This window comes from Streptomyces sp. R33 (assembly GCF_041200175.1).
GTDB classification, from domain to species: Bacteria; Actinomycetota; Actinomycetes; order Streptomycetales; family Streptomycetaceae; genus Streptomyces; species Streptomyces katrae_B.
This window is the reverse complement of sequence record NZ_CP165727.1, coordinates 631,132-646,638: the sequence shown is the minus strand read 5'-3', so window position 1 is coordinate 646,638 and position 15,507 is coordinate 631,132. Positions and strand designations below refer to the sequence as shown.

General features: G+C 69.7%; 15 protein-coding genes and 1 pseudogene. 9 read left to right on the top strand and 7 right to left on the bottom strand.

Going from position 1 to position 15,507, the window contains the following annotated elements; genetic code table 11:
- Positions 1–245: 245 nt before the first annotated feature.
- The 5 genes and pseudogenes from AB5J51_RS03345 to AB5J51_RS03325 all read left to right on the top strand — a co-directional run.
- Positions 246–1,289, top strand: a pseudogene (locus AB5J51_RS03345) (type III polyketide synthase); the annotation flags it as partial.
- Positions 1,266–2,645 (top strand): cytochrome P450, encoded by a 1,380-nt coding sequence (locus AB5J51_RS03340; protein WP_369780208.1) that lies wholly within the window; start codon positions 1,266–1,268, stop codon positions 2,643–2,645. The pseudogene AB5J51_RS03345 and the gene AB5J51_RS03340, both read left to right, overlap by 24 nt.
- A 35-nt stretch (positions 2,646–2,680) precedes the next feature.
- On the top strand, positions 2,681–4,555 hold the full coding sequence (locus tag AB5J51_RS03335) for a cytochrome P450 (RefSeq protein ID WP_369776760.1): 1,875 nt from the start codon (positions 2,681–2,683) through the stop codon (positions 4,553–4,555).
- A gap of 156 nt (positions 4,556–4,711) precedes the next feature.
- Positions 4,712–5,251 (top strand): transcriptional regulator, encoded by a 540-nt coding sequence (locus AB5J51_RS03330; RefSeq protein ID WP_053787979.1) that lies wholly within the window; start codon positions 4,712–4,714, stop codon positions 5,249–5,251.
- Entirely contained in the window at positions 5,248–6,534 is a 1,287-nt protein-coding gene (locus AB5J51_RS03325; RefSeq protein WP_369776759.1) for an MFS transporter, read from the top strand. The genes AB5J51_RS03330 and AB5J51_RS03325 overlap by 4 nt, the downstream gene beginning before the upstream one ends.
- 107 nt (positions 6,535–6,641) lie before the next feature.
- Here the strand turns inward: AB5J51_RS03325 and AB5J51_RS03320 are convergent, their stop codons facing one another.
- A complete protein-coding gene (locus tag AB5J51_RS03320; protein ID WP_369776758.1) occupies positions 6,642–7,160 on the bottom strand; it encodes a cupin domain-containing protein in 519 nt (172 codons plus the stop codon).
- An 82-nt stretch (positions 7,161–7,242) separates the two neighbouring features.
- On the opposite strand from AB5J51_RS03320, the gene AB5J51_RS03315 reads away from it, so the two are divergent.
- Complete coding sequence (locus AB5J51_RS03315; protein ID WP_369776757.1) at positions 7,243–7,905, top strand: TetR/AcrR family transcriptional regulator; 663 nt, start codon at positions 7,243–7,245, stop codon at positions 7,903–7,905.
- Here the strand turns inward: AB5J51_RS03315 and AB5J51_RS03310 are convergent.
- On the bottom strand, positions 7,817–8,230 hold the full coding sequence (locus AB5J51_RS03310; protein WP_369776756.1) for a hypothetical protein: 414 nt from the start codon (positions 8,228–8,230) through the stop codon (positions 7,817–7,819). The genes AB5J51_RS03315 and AB5J51_RS03310 overlap by 89 nt on opposite strands.
- 70 nt (positions 8,231–8,300) lie before the next feature.
- Between AB5J51_RS03310 and AB5J51_RS03305 the strand changes: the two genes are divergently transcribed.
- Positions 8,301–8,873, top strand: a complete 573-nt coding sequence (locus tag AB5J51_RS03305; protein WP_369776755.1) for a hypothetical protein — start codon at positions 8,301–8,303, stop codon at positions 8,871–8,873.
- A 130-nt stretch (positions 8,874–9,003) separates the two neighbouring features.
- On the opposite strand, the gene AB5J51_RS03300 is transcribed toward AB5J51_RS03305, so the two are convergent.
- A complete protein-coding gene (locus AB5J51_RS03300; protein WP_369776754.1) occupies positions 9,004–9,504 on the bottom strand; it encodes a GNAT family N-acetyltransferase in 501 nt (166 codons plus the stop codon).
- Positions 9,505–9,678: 174 nt separating this feature from the next.
- On the opposite strand from AB5J51_RS03300, the gene AB5J51_RS03295 reads away from it, so the two are divergent.
- Entirely contained in the window at positions 9,679–10,152 is a 474-nt protein-coding gene (locus tag AB5J51_RS03295) for a hypothetical protein (protein WP_369776753.1), read from the top strand.
- Between the two features lie 124 nt (positions 10,153–10,276).
- Here the strand turns inward: AB5J51_RS03295 and AB5J51_RS03290 are convergent, their stop codons facing one another.
- The gene (locus AB5J51_RS03290; RefSeq protein ID WP_136226610.1) at positions 10,277–10,834 is read right to left on the bottom strand and encodes a DUF3291 domain-containing protein; all 558 of its coding nucleotides are present in this window, start codon (positions 10,832–10,834) and stop codon (positions 10,277–10,279) included.
- A gap of 669 nt (positions 10,835–11,503) precedes the next feature.
- On the opposite strand from AB5J51_RS03290, the gene AB5J51_RS03285 reads away from it, so the two are divergent.
- Entirely contained in the window at positions 11,504–12,829 is a 1,326-nt protein-coding gene (locus AB5J51_RS03285; RefSeq protein ID WP_369776752.1) for a cation:proton antiporter, read from the top strand.
- 531 nt (positions 12,830–13,360) lie between these two features.
- On the opposite strand, the gene AB5J51_RS03280 is transcribed toward AB5J51_RS03285, so the two are convergent.
- The 3 genes from AB5J51_RS03280 to AB5J51_RS03270 all read right to left on the bottom strand — a co-directional run bounded on the left by AB5J51_RS03280 (position 13,361) and on the right by AB5J51_RS03270 (position 15,491).
- A complete protein-coding gene (locus AB5J51_RS03280; RefSeq protein WP_369776751.1) occupies positions 13,361–13,735 on the bottom strand; it encodes a hypothetical protein in 375 nt (124 codons plus the stop codon).
- Between the two features lie 114 nt (positions 13,736–13,849).
- Positions 13,850–14,275 (bottom strand): hypothetical protein, encoded by a 426-nt coding sequence (locus AB5J51_RS03275; RefSeq protein ID WP_369776749.1) that lies wholly within the window; start codon positions 14,273–14,275, stop codon positions 13,850–13,852.
- A 784-nt stretch (positions 14,276–15,059) separates the two neighbouring features.
- A complete protein-coding gene (locus tag AB5J51_RS03270) occupies positions 15,060–15,491 on the bottom strand; it encodes a DUF4232 domain-containing protein (RefSeq protein ID WP_369780207.1) in 432 nt (143 codons plus the stop codon).
- Positions 15,492–15,507: the final 16 nt, after the last annotated feature.

Sequence of the window (15,507 nt, the reverse complement as noted above, 5' to 3'; positions counted from 1 at the left end):
GAAGGCCGAGGTGCTTGAGCGTCCAGGAGCCGCACGTGCGGAACCCGGGAACGCCGGGGTGACCCGGTCGGACGGGTGTCTGTGAACAGCGGCGTTCTCCTGATGACACTTTTGTGTACTGCTGAACACTATCGGACCGGTTCGCGCTCACGGGCTGCGACGATGGGTCGAGGCTGTTCGGCCGCCCGCCCGGAACGCGTCACACACGCCGGGGCGTCTCTTCATCACCGCTGGGATGCGTGTTCATGGCTGTCTTATGCCGTCCTGCCGTCGCCGTGCCCGAGTACGTCATCACCGCAGAGGAGACGCTCGGCCTGGTGCGCACCGTGCACCAGGGCCATCCCCAACTGGGGCTCGCCCTGCGGTTGATCGAGAACACCGGCGTGGGTAAACGGCATCTCGTGCAGCCGCTCGAGGACACCCTGCGCCACCCGGGATTCGAGGCCCGCAACAAGCTGTACGAGGCGCAGGCGAAAGCCCGGGTCCCGCAGGTGGTGCGGGAGGCGCTGGCGAGCGCCGGGCTGTCGGCACGTGACATCGATCTGATCGTCTACGTATCGTGCACCGGCTTCATGATGCCCTCCCTCACGGCGTGGTTGATCAACAGCATGGATTTCCGGCCGGATACCCGGCAGGTGCCGATCGCCCAGCTCGGCTGCGCTGCGGGAGGCGCGGCCGTCAACCGTGCTCACGACTTCTGTGCGGCCTATCCGGGTGCCAACGTGCTGATCGTGGCGTGCGAGTTCTGTTCGCTGAGCTACCAGCCGACCGACCTGGGCGTCGGCACGCTGCTGTCCAACGGTCTGTTCGGCGACGCCGTCGCCGCGGCCGTGGTGCGGGGCGAGGGCGGCACGGGAATCCGGCTGGAGCGCAACGGCTCCCACTTGGTGCCGGGGACCGAGGACTGGATCGCGTACGCGGTGCGCGACACCGGATTCCATTTCCTCCTCGACAAACGGGTTCCGGGAACGATGGAGGCGCTGGCTCCGGTCCTGGCCGGCATGGCGGGGCAGCACGGCTGGGACGTTTCCCGGCTCGGCTTCTACATCGTGCACGCGGGTGGCCCCCGCATCCTCGACGACCTCTCCACGTTCCTGGGCGTCGCGCCGGAAGCCTTCCGTTTCAGCCGCGCCACGCTCACCGAGTACGGGAACGTCGCCAGCGTCGTCGTGCTGGACGCCCTGGCCCGCCTGTTCGACGAGGGCGGTGTGGAGGAAGGCGCCCAGGGCCTCCTCGCGGGCTTCGGCCCGGGCATCACGGCGGAGATGGCGCTCGGCCACTGGACGTCGGCGAAGCAACCGGTGCTCGTGGGGGCGGCGGCCGGCGGTGCCCGGGCCGTGGAAGGGCGGGCCCCCGCCGTCCCAAGGGCACGGCAGGGTGGCAGAGCCGCACTGCCGACGCCCGCTCCCGCCCGCGCTCCCGCGTCCGTTCTGCCGGCGGCCCGGACGGCCGATGCGCAGCGCGTGCACTTCTGGTCCCCGCCGGACCTGCCGGGGCTCACCTTCGACCCGCTGCTCGCGCGCCTGCTGCACGAGGAACCGGTGGCCCGGGTGAAGCTGCCCCACGGCGACGGCCACGCCTGGCTGGTGACCCGGTACGACGACGTACGGTTCGTGTCCATCGACCCCCGCTTCGGCCGCCGGGCCGTCATGGGCCGCGACGTCACACGCCTGGCACCGCACTTCATCCCGATGGACGGGGCGGTCGGCGTCTGCGATCCGCCGGAGCACACACGGATGCGGCGCGTCGTCGCCCGCGCGTTCACCTCCCGGTCGCTGGGTCGGCTCCGCGCGTACGGGCAGCACGTGATGGACGCTCTGCTGGACCGCATGGAGGAGCACGGCGGCCCGCTCGACCTGGTGGAGTACCTGAACCGGCCCTTCCCGCTGGCCATGGTGGGTGCGTTGATGGGGGTGCCGGAGGAGGACCGCCCGCAGATGGCGCAGTGGACGGACACCATCCTGTCCGCCGCGCGGGGGCGGGAGGCGAGCGAGCGGGCGAAAGCGGACATGGCCGCGTACTTCCGCCGCATGTCGTCCGGCCGCACGACCGGCCGGGATGACGACCTCGGGGGCGCGCTGGCGGAGGCCGTCGGCGAAGGCGTGCTGAGCGCGGACGAGGCCGCCGGACTCGCCGTCCTGGTCCAGATCGGCGGCGCGCACGCCGTACGCAACAACAGCGCCAACATGGTGTACGCGCTGCTCACACACCCGGCGCACCTGGCCCGGCTGCGCACGGAGCCGGAGCTCGTCCCCCAGGCCGTGGAGGAACTGCTGCGCTACATCCCGCACCGCAACGCGGTCGGTCTGGCACGCATCGCCCTGGAGGCCGTGGAGGTGGGCGGCGTGCTGATCCGCGCGGGCGAGCCGGTCTACGTCTCGTACCTCACCGCCAACCGCGACCCGGACGTGTTCGCCGATCCGGACCGGCTCGACTTCGACCGGGTGAACAACCCGCACGTCTCCTTCGGGTACGGCCCGCACTTCTGCCCCGCCTCCACACTGGCACGGATGGAGTCGGAGATCCTGCTCCGGTCGCTGTGGGACCGCTTCCCCCGCCTGCGCCTCGCCGTACCGGAGGGCGAACTGGCGTGGGAGCAGGGGGCATTGATCCGCGGCCCCGAGAAGCTGCCGGTGACGTGGTGACCCGGCGACCGGACCGATACCCGAGGGAGACAACCGTGTACGAGTGCGACACCGTCCGCACCGAGGGCCTGATCGTGCCGCCCGGCGGTGGCCGGACCATCAAGACAGCCGCGCAGGAAGTGACGTTCAAGGTGACGGGCGCCCACTCGGCCGTCGCGTCCACCTTCGAGGTGACGGTGCCACCCGGCTTCGACGTCGGTGCCCACGCCCACAGCCGCAGTGAGGAACTCTTCTACCTCATCGAAGGCGAACTCGATGTGATGGCGTTCGAGCCGAAGGTCCGGACCCGGGACGACTGGCGGGAGTGGGAGTCCCCCTCCGGCAGGCGACACGTACGGGCCACGGCCGGCACGATGATCCTGGTGCCGCCCGGATGCCCGCACGCCTTCGCCAACCCGACCGGCAGCCCCGCCAGGATGCTGCTCCAGGCAGCTCCACCCCCGGACCACGAGCGCTACTTCGAGGAGCTGCTCGAGCTGCTGAACAGCGGCGGCGAGATCGACCAGTCGGCCGTGGAGAGGCTCCGGATCCGCTACGACATCGAACAGCTCACCCCCTTGCGGCACATCCCGCCACAGGCTGTTCCGGCACCGGCCGTCCCCGCGTCGGCGGCCTCGCAGGAGGCCGCCCCGGTGAAGGAAGCCGTACGCCCGCCGACCGCCGAAACGGCCGCTGCGCTGCCGCACGCGAGGAGCGGGGAACCCCTTGGCCCCGCCGGCCCGACGACCGTGCACTACTGGCCGGTGGAACACCTCGACGCCCTCGACTTCGACCCCCTCCTGCACCGGCTCGTCCGTGAAGAGCCCGTCGCGCTGGTCCGGATGCGGTACGGCGAAGGCCACGCCTGGCTGGTGACCCGCTACGAGTACGTCAAGGAGGTGACCTCCGATCCGCGGTTCAGCCGTGCGCTCACCGTCGACCGTCCGGTGACCGGCATGACACCCCACAACGTCGCTCCCGCCCGGGGCATCGGCCGCACCGACGCCCCCGACCACACGCGGCTGCGCCGCCTCGTCGCGCAAGCGTTCAACCGCAAGCGTGCGGCCGCCCTGCGGGCCGAGACCGAGGCGACCGTGGAACGGCTGGTCGACACCATGATGAGCCGCCCGGCACCGGCGGACCTTGCCGAGTACGTGAGCGGACCCCTGCCCGAACGGGTCATCGGCAAGCTGCTGGGCGTCCCGCGCGCGGACCTCGGACGACTCCAGCAGTGGCGGGCGGTCATCCTGTCCACCGATGTCCCCGTGACGCAGACCAGCACGGTCAAGTCCGATATCGCCGCCTACTTCCGGCAGTTGGCCGACCACCGGCTCCGAGAACCGGGCGACGACCTGTTCAGCGAACTCGCGGCCGCCGAGGCCCGCGGAGACCTGAGCAGGGCCGAGCTGGTCTCCCTGTCGGTCATGATCGTGCTCAACGCGCTCGACCAGGTCCGCAACCAGTGCACGAGCATGGTCTACGCCCTGCTCACGCACCCGGAGCAGCTGGCGGCGTTGCAGGCGGACCCCGGGCTGCTCCCCTCGGCGGTCGAGGAGCTGCTCCGGTTCATCCCGCAGCGGTGCGGTGTCGGCATGCCGCGGATCGCCACGGAGGACGTGACGGTCGGTGGCGTCACCATCCCGGCAGGGGACGCCGTATACGTGTCCTACCTGGCCGCCGACCGCGACCCGGCGGTCTTCACCCATCCCGACCGGCTCGACCTCACTCGTACCGAGGCACCGAACCTCGCCTTCGGCCACGGTCCGCACTACTGTCTCGGCGCTGCGCTCACCAGGATCCAGTGCCACGCGGTGCTGTCGACGCTGCTGCGCAAGGCGCCGGGGCTGCGGCTTGCGGTGCCGCCCGAAGAGGTGCGCTGGCGTCGGGGCACCATCAACCGGGGCCCGGAGGCGCTCCCGCTGGCCTGGTGAGGCCAGAGCCCGGCGGTCACCACGCTCTGTTCCGGAGCGCCTCACGTCCTTTTCCGGCCCGTACGGCGCCGGTTCCCACGCCTGGGGGCCGGCGCTTCGGCATGAGAAGCGAAAATCCCCTTGCCCAATGGTCAAGAGTCGTTGACCATTGGGGGCATGCCTACCGATGATCTTCCCGAGACGTTCCACGTCACCACCGACGAGCAGCTGCGCGCCGTTTCGAATCTCACGCGGCACCGGATCATGGCCGTCCTCCGCTTCGAGCCCGCGACGATCACGCAGATCGCCGAGCGGGTGGGCCTTGCGAAGGGGAGTTCCAGCTACCACGTACGGCTGCTGGAGCGGGCCGGCCTGGTGAAGGTGGTACGGACGCGGAAGGTCCGGGGGGTCACCGAGCGGTACTACGCAATGGCCGCGCGGGCCCTTGTACTGCCGGATCCGGGCGAGGGAGGGCCGGATGTGCTGATGCGGCATGCGGTGGCGGACCTGGAGGCAGCGCCGGCCGATGGCGAGCGGCACGTGCGGATGGCGCACCTGCGGCTCACCGAGGAGCAGTTCGCGGAGCTGGGGGCGCGGCTGCAGGCGCTGGCGGACGAGTACCGAGAGCTGTCCGATCCGTCGCTGCCGGACGCGTCTCTCGTCTTCGCACTGTTCCACCCGGCATCGCGCGCGCAGGCCGAAGGGGACGCCAAGTGACTTCAGACGTTCGGAAGGTGCCGACCGGTTTCGGGCGGCTGTGGACTGCGCAGACGGTGTCCTCGCTCGGTGACGGGGTGACGCATGCAGCGCTGCCGCTGCTCGCGTTGACGTTGACGCGGGATCCCATGGCGCTCGCCGTCGTCACGGCCGCCGGGACGCTGCCGTGGCTGCTCTTCGGGGTGCTCGGCGGCGCGCTGGTGGACCGCTGGGACCGTCGGCGCACGATGTGGGTCACGGACGCGGCGCGTGCGGTGCTGCTCGCGATGCCGGTGGCAGCGGCCGCGCTCGACGTGCTGAGCATTCCGCTGCTCGCGGCCGTCGCCTTCCTCCTCGCTCTCGGCGGACTCTTCTTCGACACGGCCGCCACGGCCTATCTGCCGGATCTGCTCGGCCGCGACCCCGCGCTCCTGGAGCGCGCCAACTCCCGCCTGCGCGGCACCCAGACCGCCGCGTCCGGGTTCGCCGGGCCGCCTGCGGGCAGTGCCCTGCTCGCGCTCGGGCGGGCGGTCCCGCTGCTCGCCGACGCGGTCTCGTTCGCGCTCTCCGCACTGCTCGTTCGGTCGCTGCCTGCCGCACCCCGGCCCGTACCGCAGGCCCGTGAGTCGCTGTTGCGGCAGGCGCGGGCCGGCGCCTCGTACGTATTGCGGGATCAGTTGCTGCTCGGGCTCGCGCTGCGTCCCGCGGTCGGGAACATCGCCTTCCTCGCGGTGGAGACCGTACTCGCCCTCTTCGCGCACGACCGTCTCGGCATCGACACCTTCGGCTTCGGCCTGCTCCTCACGGCGGAGGCCACCGGCGGTCTGCTCGGCGCGGGCATCGCCTCCTTCCTCGGCCGACGACTCGGCACCGGCGCCGCGCTGACCTGCACGGCCGCGGTCGAGGGACTCGCCATCCTGGGCCTGGCCGCCGCCCCGAACCCGTACGTCGCCGGCCTCGCGCTCGCCATCTGCGGAGCGGGCATGGGCGCCACGATGGTGCTCGGCCCCTCCCTCAGGCAGGCGATCGTCCCCGCCCGTCTGATGGGCCGGGTCGCCTCCACGTCCCGCATGCTCGGCATGTGCGCCGCCCCCTTCGGCGCCTTCCTCGGCGGCTGGCTGGCCACCACCTACGACGTGCGCACCCCGCTCTACACCGCAGCCGGCCTCCTCCTCACCATGACCGCCGTCACGTCGACCATGACCAGGAACCGCCGGGTCGAGGCGGCGCTGCGTGCCGCCGCTGCGGCCGACGATCGAGATCACCGGGAATCCCGCGATACCGTTCAGGAGCGTGCCATGTAGGGCTCCGTGAGGTCGTTGAGCCGGTGCTGAGCCCGGCTCGGCGTTCCTGGCCTCGACCGCGAGCAAGGGACGTCGGCCGCCTGGTCCCGTGGAGCCCCGCGCCTCGGTCAGAGGCCTGGCGGGGGCGTCAGGCCGAACCTGGAGATGACGTCGGGCAGCCAGGCGGGCCGCCCGAGCACGAGCCCGTACTTGGCGGCGAGCACCGGTATCGCGTCCTCGGCCGGCGGCTGCCCGTCGGCGAGCATCTCGGCCACCTCGCGGAAGAAGTGTTCGAATCCGGCCGGGCTGATGATCTCGATCATTCGGGCGGGGACGGACCCGGCGTTCCACATCGTGTGCAGTTCCCCGCGCGGCTTGGTGATGTAGCCGCCGGCGCCCAGAACGGTTTCACGGTCGCCGGAACGGAACCCGATCTCGCCTTCGGTGACGATCGAGTACTCGTCCTCTCGGGTGTGCAGGTGCGGCGGCACCAGTGCCCCGACCGGGAAGGGGTGCTCAACGACGGAGACTGCGCCGCCGGTGTCTTCCCCCCATAGCTTGAAGGCGACGCCGATCGAGCCGAGGAAACCCTCGGAGCCCTCTCCCGGGTGAACGATGGTGAGCGGCGGGGCCAGCGGCTCTGTCATGGCGATCACTCCTCGACAGAATTTGGAGATACACTGGTGTTCTCTTAAAAAGTCTCCACCGCATACGCCAGGACGTCAACAATTGGGTGATCAGCAGCGTTCGACGACACCGCGTGGCTATGAGATGCGCAAACGCGCCGAGGATGTCGGCCGGACGCGGCAGCGCATCATCGAAGCCGCCGTGCATCTGCACGGCACGGCCGGCCCGGCGTCGACGAGCATCGCAGCGATCGCCGAGCGTGCCGGCGTCACCCGGCTGACCGTGTACCGGCATTTTCCGGATGAGAAGGCCCTGTTCGAGGCGTGTTCAGGGCACTGGCTGTCGCGGCAGCAGTTGCCCCGGCCCGAACGGTGGAGTGCGTTCGAGAGTCCGCTCGAGCGGCTGACGGCCGGGCTCGCCGACCTCTACCGCTTCTATCGCGCGGGCGAGCAGATGCTGACGCTGGTCATCCGCGACCAGCACGCCGTACCCGAGTCGGTCCGCGACGCTCGAGCGGAGATGGGCCGAAAGTACGTCGAGGTGCTGGCCGGTGCCTGGTCTGAGGCCGACGCCCCGCTCCGGCGGGCGGTGATCGGGCATGCCGCTTCGTTCTCGACGTGGCGCTCTCTGTGCCGGGAGCAAGGGCTCACGGACGACGAGGCGGTCGAGGCCATGGTCACGCTGGTGGAAGCGGTCGACGCAAAGGTTGGTTGGCCTCCCCCAGGTAGCTCAGGGCTTGGCGGAAGTCCTCGAGGGCGGGCTTGAACTCGCTGGTGGCGGTGTGGAAGGTCGATCGGTCGATCAGGATGGCGGCCAGTGTTCGCGTTCCTTCCGCCGGGTCGTGCTGAGACAGTCGGCGGGCCAGGCTCACTCCGTCGTCGAACAGGGAGCGCACTTGATCCGCGAACAGGTGGGTGCGGTTCTCCCAGTAGCCGGCGGAGCGGATGGTGAGGACCCGATGCAGGCGGACCAGTTCGGCCAGGTGTTGGTCCGGATCTTCGGCGGCTCGCGGAGCGAGGGCGTCCACCTCTTCGCGGAGGGCATGACGGCTGTCCAAGTAGCGCTGCCTGACATCGGGCGACCACTGCATGGGCGCAGCCCCCGAGGGCGGACGCGGTCCATCGGGCGCAGGCCGATCGCTTCCGGCGCCGGAGAAGGCCGTGGGCGTCGAGCATCTGTGCGTACCCGATGAGCGAGTTGAGATGGCAGGCTGCCGGGTCGCCGTCGTGCGCGGCTTCGGCCGCTTCCATGTTGACGAGTGTCTCGAACGCGGCGAGTGCTTCGCCGGAGCGACCGGCGTCATGGAGAGCGGCGATCCACGCCAGGAGCGACCAGGCGAGAGCCCCGCTGCGGGGCGCGTCGGGCAGGATCGCTGCGACCAACGCGAACATGGCATCGGCGGCCTCGGCATACCGGCCTTCCTCGGAGAGTCCGGCAGCCCACTCATGCAGCCCCATGACCACGGGATCTCCGGACAGTTCGGCCTGTGCACGGCTGATGGCGAGCATCTCGGCGCGCATGGCGAGTCCGTCGGCGCGTCGGCCTATTGTGTACAGCTCTCTCTGGCACGTGTTAAGGGCGTCGTACAGAACGTCCGCGCGGGCCGGTTCGGCCGGATCGATGGACCGCGCCGCGGCCACCGCTTCCTCGCACAGCGCCAGAGCGGATGCATGCCTTTTCCCGGAGCCGGTGTCGTAGCTCAGACGTTGCAGGGCCTTGGCCAAGAGCGGTAGGTACGCGGCGGGGCTGACCTGAGCGAGCACGCGGTAGGCATCGGCTTCCTCGCGCGGCGTGCGGCGTCCCGAGGCGAGCAGCACATTCCGCGCTCGCACGATGTCGTCCTGATCGACTTTCCCCAGTGATTCACAACGGGGATTCTGGGTGCCCCGGAGAGGGCCGAACAAGGCTGGCTCCCTGTGCTGTTCCTCCTACGAAAACATCATCTGACCTGTCATGATGGTGTGACATCACTTTCCCTCGGAGTGTCGCCGTGAAGGCGGCTGAGGACGACGGGCTGCACTCGCCACTGCACACCACCCGTCCCGCCGAGATCGGACGAGCCGCACACCACGATCCGCCGCCGCCGGTCGATGACCCGGCCGTTCTCGAAGTCGCCCCCGGCATCCGGAGCGGTCGCCGACACCACCAGGTGCGAAGGGCGCCATGCCGTTCGTAGAAGGCGATGGCGCGGGTGTTGGCGCGCAGCACTTCCAGGTAGACCGGCCTGGCGGGGTGCTCCTCGGCGGCCCAGGCCAGGGCGTGCACCAAGAGCCGGCCGCCGGTCCCGAACCCGGTGCGCCAACTTCCGGCGCGCAGCGTCGCAACCTCGATGGCATCGCCCTTCTGGCCCTTTCTGATCTCCATGCGCCCAGCCTCGCCCATGACCAAGATCGAGGCCGTAAGTGGGATGTGCCAGGGCAACTCGGGTGAACCTCCGACCGTGCCACCGCAAGGTCCCGCTCTCGGGCAAGGCGTACTCCTAGGCTCCGGATGGGTGTCAGCCGACCGGCATCCACAACACGGAAGAATGGAATCCCCATGCGTATTCGTACCGCAGCCGTCGCCCTCGCCGGAGCCCTCGCGCTCACTCTCCCCGTCGGCGCCCAGGCGTTCGCCGACGACGGTCAGTCCTTCAACTATGTCTTCCTCAAGGACGGAGAGAGCCAGCAGGCGCAGATCAGCGACTTGACCGAGGGCACGTGTCACGAGCTGGCGGTCACCGACGGCGCCGTCCAGGAGATTGCCAACGACTCCGACATGGTCGCCCTGCTCTTCGACAACGCCACGTGCAGCGGTGAGCCGGTCGTAGCCGCCGGCCCGGGTGAGAAGGTCGGCGACATCAAGGCTGTCGCCGTGGCCTTCGAGCGCGCCGAGCGCGCCGAGCCGGCCGAGCCCGCCGAGCACTCCGAGCACGCCGAGCACGCCGAGCACGCCGACGGGGCAGTGATGCCCGGAAGCGACGAGGATGAGGACGAAGACCTCTTCACGAGGATCTTCTCCGCCAAGGGCTGACGCCGCCCGCAGTGCCGGCCCGGAACCCACGGGGTTCCGGGCCGGACGTGCAACGAGCGCCGTAACAGCACGCGGAAGAGATCCTCAGCGCCTTGGTGCTCGGCTCCGTCATCAGGCTTCCCTGTCAGCGAACCTCGTCGCTCTTCGGCCCGATGCCTTTGATCCTGGTCGGAGTTCCCTCCGGGGCGAACGAGTGGTGGAAGGTGAAGGCGTGCGGCGCGGGGCCGTGGTCATGGAGGTGTTCCAGCCTGGAAACCCCGTCCTGCCAGGTGGGTATCACGCCGTCGGAGACCCACCAGCACACGTAATTCGGGAGCCCTGTCCTCTCGAACCAGTCGTAACGCCTGTTCAGCGCCTCACGGTGCAGACCGGTGTAGATGGCGTCGAAGGCGGGGCGCAGGCCGGTCCAGAGTGAGAGCGTCGCGGCCAGGGCGGTGGTTTCCACCGTACGGCCCTTGCCGTACCAGGTCGGTACGGCGAACTCTCCCCATGCACCCCAGTCCGCCTCGAAGAGCATGCCCCGGTCACCGCCTGCCGCTTCAGCACGCGCGAGGTATCCGGGGTGCTCACTGATCTTCCGGTAGACGGACTCACCAATGTCGTAGAACTCGCGCGTGAGAGGTGCGGGATCGGCGAGAGGTGACTTCAGGACGCCGAATGTGTACAGCGCAAGATGGGGCAAGTGTCTCTCCCTGGCTGGGGGTGGCTGGTGTGGACCCGGTTCGGCGGCTTGCCCATGGGGACGAGGATTCGTGGGGCGTGACCACTCATGCCGTCGCGGGTGGCTCAGCGTGAAGGAACTCCTGTGCGACCGTGGGCGGTCGGCGAAGACCAGGTAAACGTAGCCGCCTCTGCGGGCCATGTCGAAGTTGCGTTTTCCCCGTCCAAGTGGCCTTCTTGCACCGGTCATCGCCCGGGAGACGGGGCTGCATGCGGACGCCGTGCGCCGCTCATCACCATCACCATCACCATCCCCGGCCCGGCCCGGCCCCGGCTTCCGGCTGACGGCCACCTGGGTGATGGACCTCTACGCCCACCTGGCAGGGCGAACAGCTCGGCGATGATGAGTACGTGATCAGCGCGGACGAGAAGACCTGCATCCAGGCCCGCCGCCGCTGCCACCCCACCCTCGCCCCGGCAAAGCCAGGGATCCTCGAGTCATCCTCCGGTGGCAGTGCAGCGTGGCTCTTCGTGGAAGGCGCACAGTTTCTGAGAAGCCCCGTGAACCGCAACCCGGTTCACGTACCCCCCACCACCCGGTGACCGCACCAGGCCCTCGCCGGGCACCTGACTACCCGCACACGCTGCCCCAACGGGTCGAAGGACAGCCCGCCTTACGGAGACGGACCGTATGAACACCCATCAGACCACCTCACTCCTCCTCGGCCTCGCCGCCATCGTGATCCTGGCACGCGTACTCGGCGCGTTGGCCCGGCGGCTCGGACAGCCGGCGGTGATCGGTGAGGTCCTCGCCGGCATCGCGCTGGGACCCACCCTGTTCCACGGCGCCATCTCCGACGCCCTCTTCCCCGTGTCCATCCGGCCACTGCTCAGCGCGCTGGCCGCGGTCGGAGTCGCGGTCTTCATGTTCATCGTCGGCCTCGAGTGGGACGCCAAGCTGATACGCGGCAGCGGAAGCCTTGCCGTCGGAATCTCGTTCAGCTCCATCGTGGTGCCCTTCGGCCTCGGTACGGTCCTGGCCCTCTACTTGATGAACGACTACGGCACCGACAACCAGACGGCGTTCATGCTGTTCATGGGCATCGCCATGTCGATCACCGCGTTCCCGGTACTGGCCCGCATCCTCACCGACCGGAACATGACACGCACCCCGCTGGGCGTGGTGGCCCTGGCCTGCGCCTCCATCGACGACGTCCTGGCATGGTCGGTCCTCGCCGCCGTGGTCGCCATCAGCGGCTCCGCAGACGGCGACCAGTGGCGCATCCTGCTCGCGATCCCCTACCTGCTCGGCATGCTCTTCGTCCTGCGCCCGCTGCTGCAGCGCTACGTCGCCCGCCGGCCCGCGCTGCGGCTCACCCCGACCGTGTTCGGGTGCATCATCGCGGGCCTGCTGCTGTCCGCCGCTGCCACCGAGTGGGTGGGTCTGCACTACATCTTCGGCGCGTTCCTCTTCGGCGTGATCCTCCCGCGCACCGGCACCGAGCAGCTCCGGTCGAAGGTGCACGAGCGCCTGGGGGAGATGAACGGCACGCTGCTGCTGCCGGTGTTCTTCCTCGTCGCCGGCCTCAAGGTCGATCTGTCGGGGCTCAACATGGACGGGCTGGGCGCTCTGGCGCTGATCCTCCTGGTGGCCGTCGGCGGCAAGTTCATCGGCGCGTTCACGGCCGCCCGGCTGAACCGGATGCCGGTACGGCAGTCCGCTGCCCTCGCCACGCTGATGAACACCCGGGGCCTGACCGAGCTCATCGTCCTCAACGTGGGCCTGCAACTGGGCTTCCTCGACAAGGGGCTCTACTCGCTCATGGTCGTCATGGCCGTGGTCACGACCGCGATGGCCGGTCCGCTGCTGAGCTGGCTCCTCGGCAAGCCGTCGCGCAACAACCTGACCGAGACGCCCGAAAATCCCGAGGCATCCGAGGCATCCGAGGCACCCGGAGCACCCGAGAAACTCGAGGCATCCGAGCGCACGGCCGCAGCGGTACGCACGAGCGTCTAGAGGGGCCGGCCCGAGCCGACACGGTACTCGGACCCTGTGGCAGGAGCCACTGACCGGCGCAGCAGTGCAGGCCGCCACCCTCGCCGGGTGGCGGCCCGCACTGCTGCACTGCTGCTGCACTGCTAAGCGTTCTGGCCGTCAGCGACGGTGCGCTGAGCACGGAAGTTCTCCCGGTAGGCGTCGTGCACCGCCGGTCCTGGTATTTGAGCAGCGCCTCGTCGTTGCTGACGAGCCCGCTCACCGTGCAGGGGTGGCTGCCGGTGAAGACGATCTTCTGGTCGGGGAGGCCCTTGTAAGTCCGCTCGATCAGCAGGTACTTGGAGTGCGTCGCCGTACGGCCTTGCGCGTCGTCGTCCAGCTTGTGACGTGTGATCCCGCCGAACTCGGTCGGCTTGGCGAGCTGGTCGGCGATTGCGGTGCCGCTGTTGTCGAGCTTGCGGTACACGATTTCGACGTAGCAGCCCGCTTCGTCGAGCTCCCACAGCTCCTCGGTCACCTCGGCGCGAGTGATCTGGTGCATGGCGATCCGGATCACCGTGCGGCCGTCAGCCGTGCCGTAGTAGCCCGCCGAGTTTCCGTGGCATACCGGCTGGCCGCTGACGGGATCGTCCACCGTGTTGTTGAGGACGACGTCCGAGCCGGACCGGGGGAAGGAGTACGCCTTCGCCTTCCCGGCCTGCCCGCATGATGCTTGAGGCTCTCGCTGTCCAGGATCACCTCGACGTTCACCCCGCGCAGGTGCGCCGCACTCAGCCGCCCCGCGAGCCAATCCGATCCGAGGACGTACATCGAAACCTTGATGCTCGACCCGGGTACGGCGCCGTCGATCAGGCGGGAGATGTGCGTGAACACCGCTTCCTGCCGGGCCGGGTCGGTCGGGTCGTTGAAGGTGGCACCGGTGGTCACGAGTGGCGCCGTGCAGGGCGTGCGGGCGCCGGAGAGGTGGTGGGCCTCTCCGGCGTCTGCTGTGTCGGGCGGCTCCCGGGGAGTGTTCCCCGGGGGCTGTGGGGTTGTGGGGTCTCACTTGCCGAGCTTGGCCTTGAGTTCGTCCTTGAGCTGGTCCGTGATGGTCTGCTTGTTCACCTGGCCGCCCGTGCCGGTGCCGTTGCCGCCGACGGCGGTGGCGTCGCCGGTGTTGATGGCGTCGGCGCTGGCGTCACCGCCGGTGGCGTTGCCGGTGGTGACCTCGCACCCGCCCTCGCAGTTGCCGACGCCGGTGCTGGCGTTGCCGCCCGTGGCCTCGCCGCCGACCGTGGTGTTCTCGGCGTTGGCGTCGCCGCCGGTACCGATGCCGTCGGCGCTGTCGTCCTGGAGGAGGTTGACGGCCTGCTGCGGGGCGGCGGTGGGCGCGGCCATGGCGGTCGCGGGGAGGGCGATGCCGCCGCCGACCAGTGCCAGGGAAGCTCCGGCCAGAACGATACGACGGGTCGGGAAACGCTCGAACATGGGAAATCTCCATTCGGCATGAATAAGGTTTGGTGAGCCGCCCCGCAGAATAGGCCGGGGAAATTCCTGGGCCTGTTGTTTCTCCGGTGCTTTCCCGTGGGGGCGTACTTCAAATAAACCCTGCCTGGGAGCGTGCGTCATGCCCCTTGAGTACGTGGCTTGACGCCAAGAGTCGATCTTGATAGAAGAGCGGACGGCCGGTGCTGCCTCGCCCGGATGCATACCGGCGGCGCGGCGGCCGTCGGCCGTCGCCGCGGTGAGTCGACGTGTCATGGGGCTGTCCCGCCACCGCCTGCAGCCGCCCGGCCATGCCACCCGGTTCCGAGGGCCATCAGCCCCCGGGGTCCACGTACGGAGCGGGGCCGTGCCGCGGCCGCCGTTCCGTAGCTCGGCGGACCTCCCGAAATCCGGGGTTGCGCCACGAACGGCCATCCCGGAGCCGGGACCGTAATCGCACATGCGTACGATAAGCGGCCTCGCCGTCATAGTGGGATCTTGTGCCACTCACGTTCTTGGCTGCGGGACGGCTGGCGCATGATCTGTATGCCGCCGCGAGCCAGAACACGGGGCCCGGCCTGGTAGGCGCCGGGATCTCCCGGGTCCTCGCCCCCCTCCTGTCCCATGACGGGCTCAGCCTGGTGGCCACCGACCCGGCAACGGGACTCGGTCCTCCGGAGATCCCCGCACAGGCATGCGTGCGGACGCCTACACCGGCGTGTTCGCCGGCATCGTCGAGGTCTACCCCGTCACCGATAAGCCCGTCATGGGAGGCGCGGTCATGGCATCACGAGGGTTTCGTCGTCGAATAGGCCGTGACCGTGGCCTTGTTGTCGCACAGGGCGAAGACTCCGTCGTCGAGGCCGGTCTGGTGCGCGCCCGCGCCCGGGACCCCGACGACGAGCGTGGGGTACGAGGCGGGCGTCGCGCCGGACTCGCAGTACCCGTCGGCCTCGCCCTGCACGTTGACGAAGGTGAGCTTGGTCCAGGCGCGGGCACCCGGGGCCAGGGACACCGTGGCCGCCGAGCCGCTGTGGGTCGTGGCGAGCGGTGTGTTCTTGTCGGGGGACCCGTTGCCCGCACCCGCGACGGTGGGGAATCCCTTCAGCGTGCAGGCGCTCTTCGAGACGTTGGTGACGGCGACGGCGGCGGCGCCGGTTCCCGTACCCGGCGGCCGGACGGCAGCCTGGCGGGCTTCCGTGACCTTCACATCGTCGATTGCGCAGGGCTTTGCC

Bases quoted from the DNA above. Each gene is read 5' to 3' on its own strand.
- AB5J51_RS03320 (WP_369776758.1), bottom strand. From the start codon at position 7,160: ATGACAGAGCCGCTGGCCCCGCCGCTCACCATCGTTCACCCGGGAGAG.
- AB5J51_RS03295 (WP_369776753.1), top strand. From the start codon at position 9,679: ATGCGTATTCGTACCGCAGCCGTCGCCCTCGCCGGAGCCCTCGCGCTC.
- AB5J51_RS03275 (WP_369776749.1), bottom strand. From the start codon at position 14,275: ATGTTCGAGCGTTTCCCGACCCGTCGTATCGTTCTGGCCGGAGCTTCC.
- AB5J51_RS03300 (WP_369776754.1), bottom strand. From the start codon at position 9,504: ATGGAGATCAGAAAGGGCCAGAAGGGCGATGCCATCGAGGTTGCGACG.
- AB5J51_RS03310 (WP_369776756.1), bottom strand. From the start codon at position 8,230: ATGCAGTGGTCGCCCGATGTCAGGCAGCGCTACTTGGACAGCCGTCAT.
- AB5J51_RS03285 (WP_369776752.1), top strand. From the start codon at position 11,504: ATGAACACCCATCAGACCACCTCACTCCTCCTCGGCCTCGCCGCCATC.
- AB5J51_RS03330 (WP_053787979.1), top strand. From the start codon at position 4,712: ATGCCTACCGATGATCTTCCCGAGACGTTCCACGTCACCACCGACGAG.
- AB5J51_RS03340 (WP_369780208.1), top strand. From the start codon at position 1,266: ATGGCGCTCGGCCACTGGACGTCGGCGAAGCAACCGGTGCTCGTGGGG.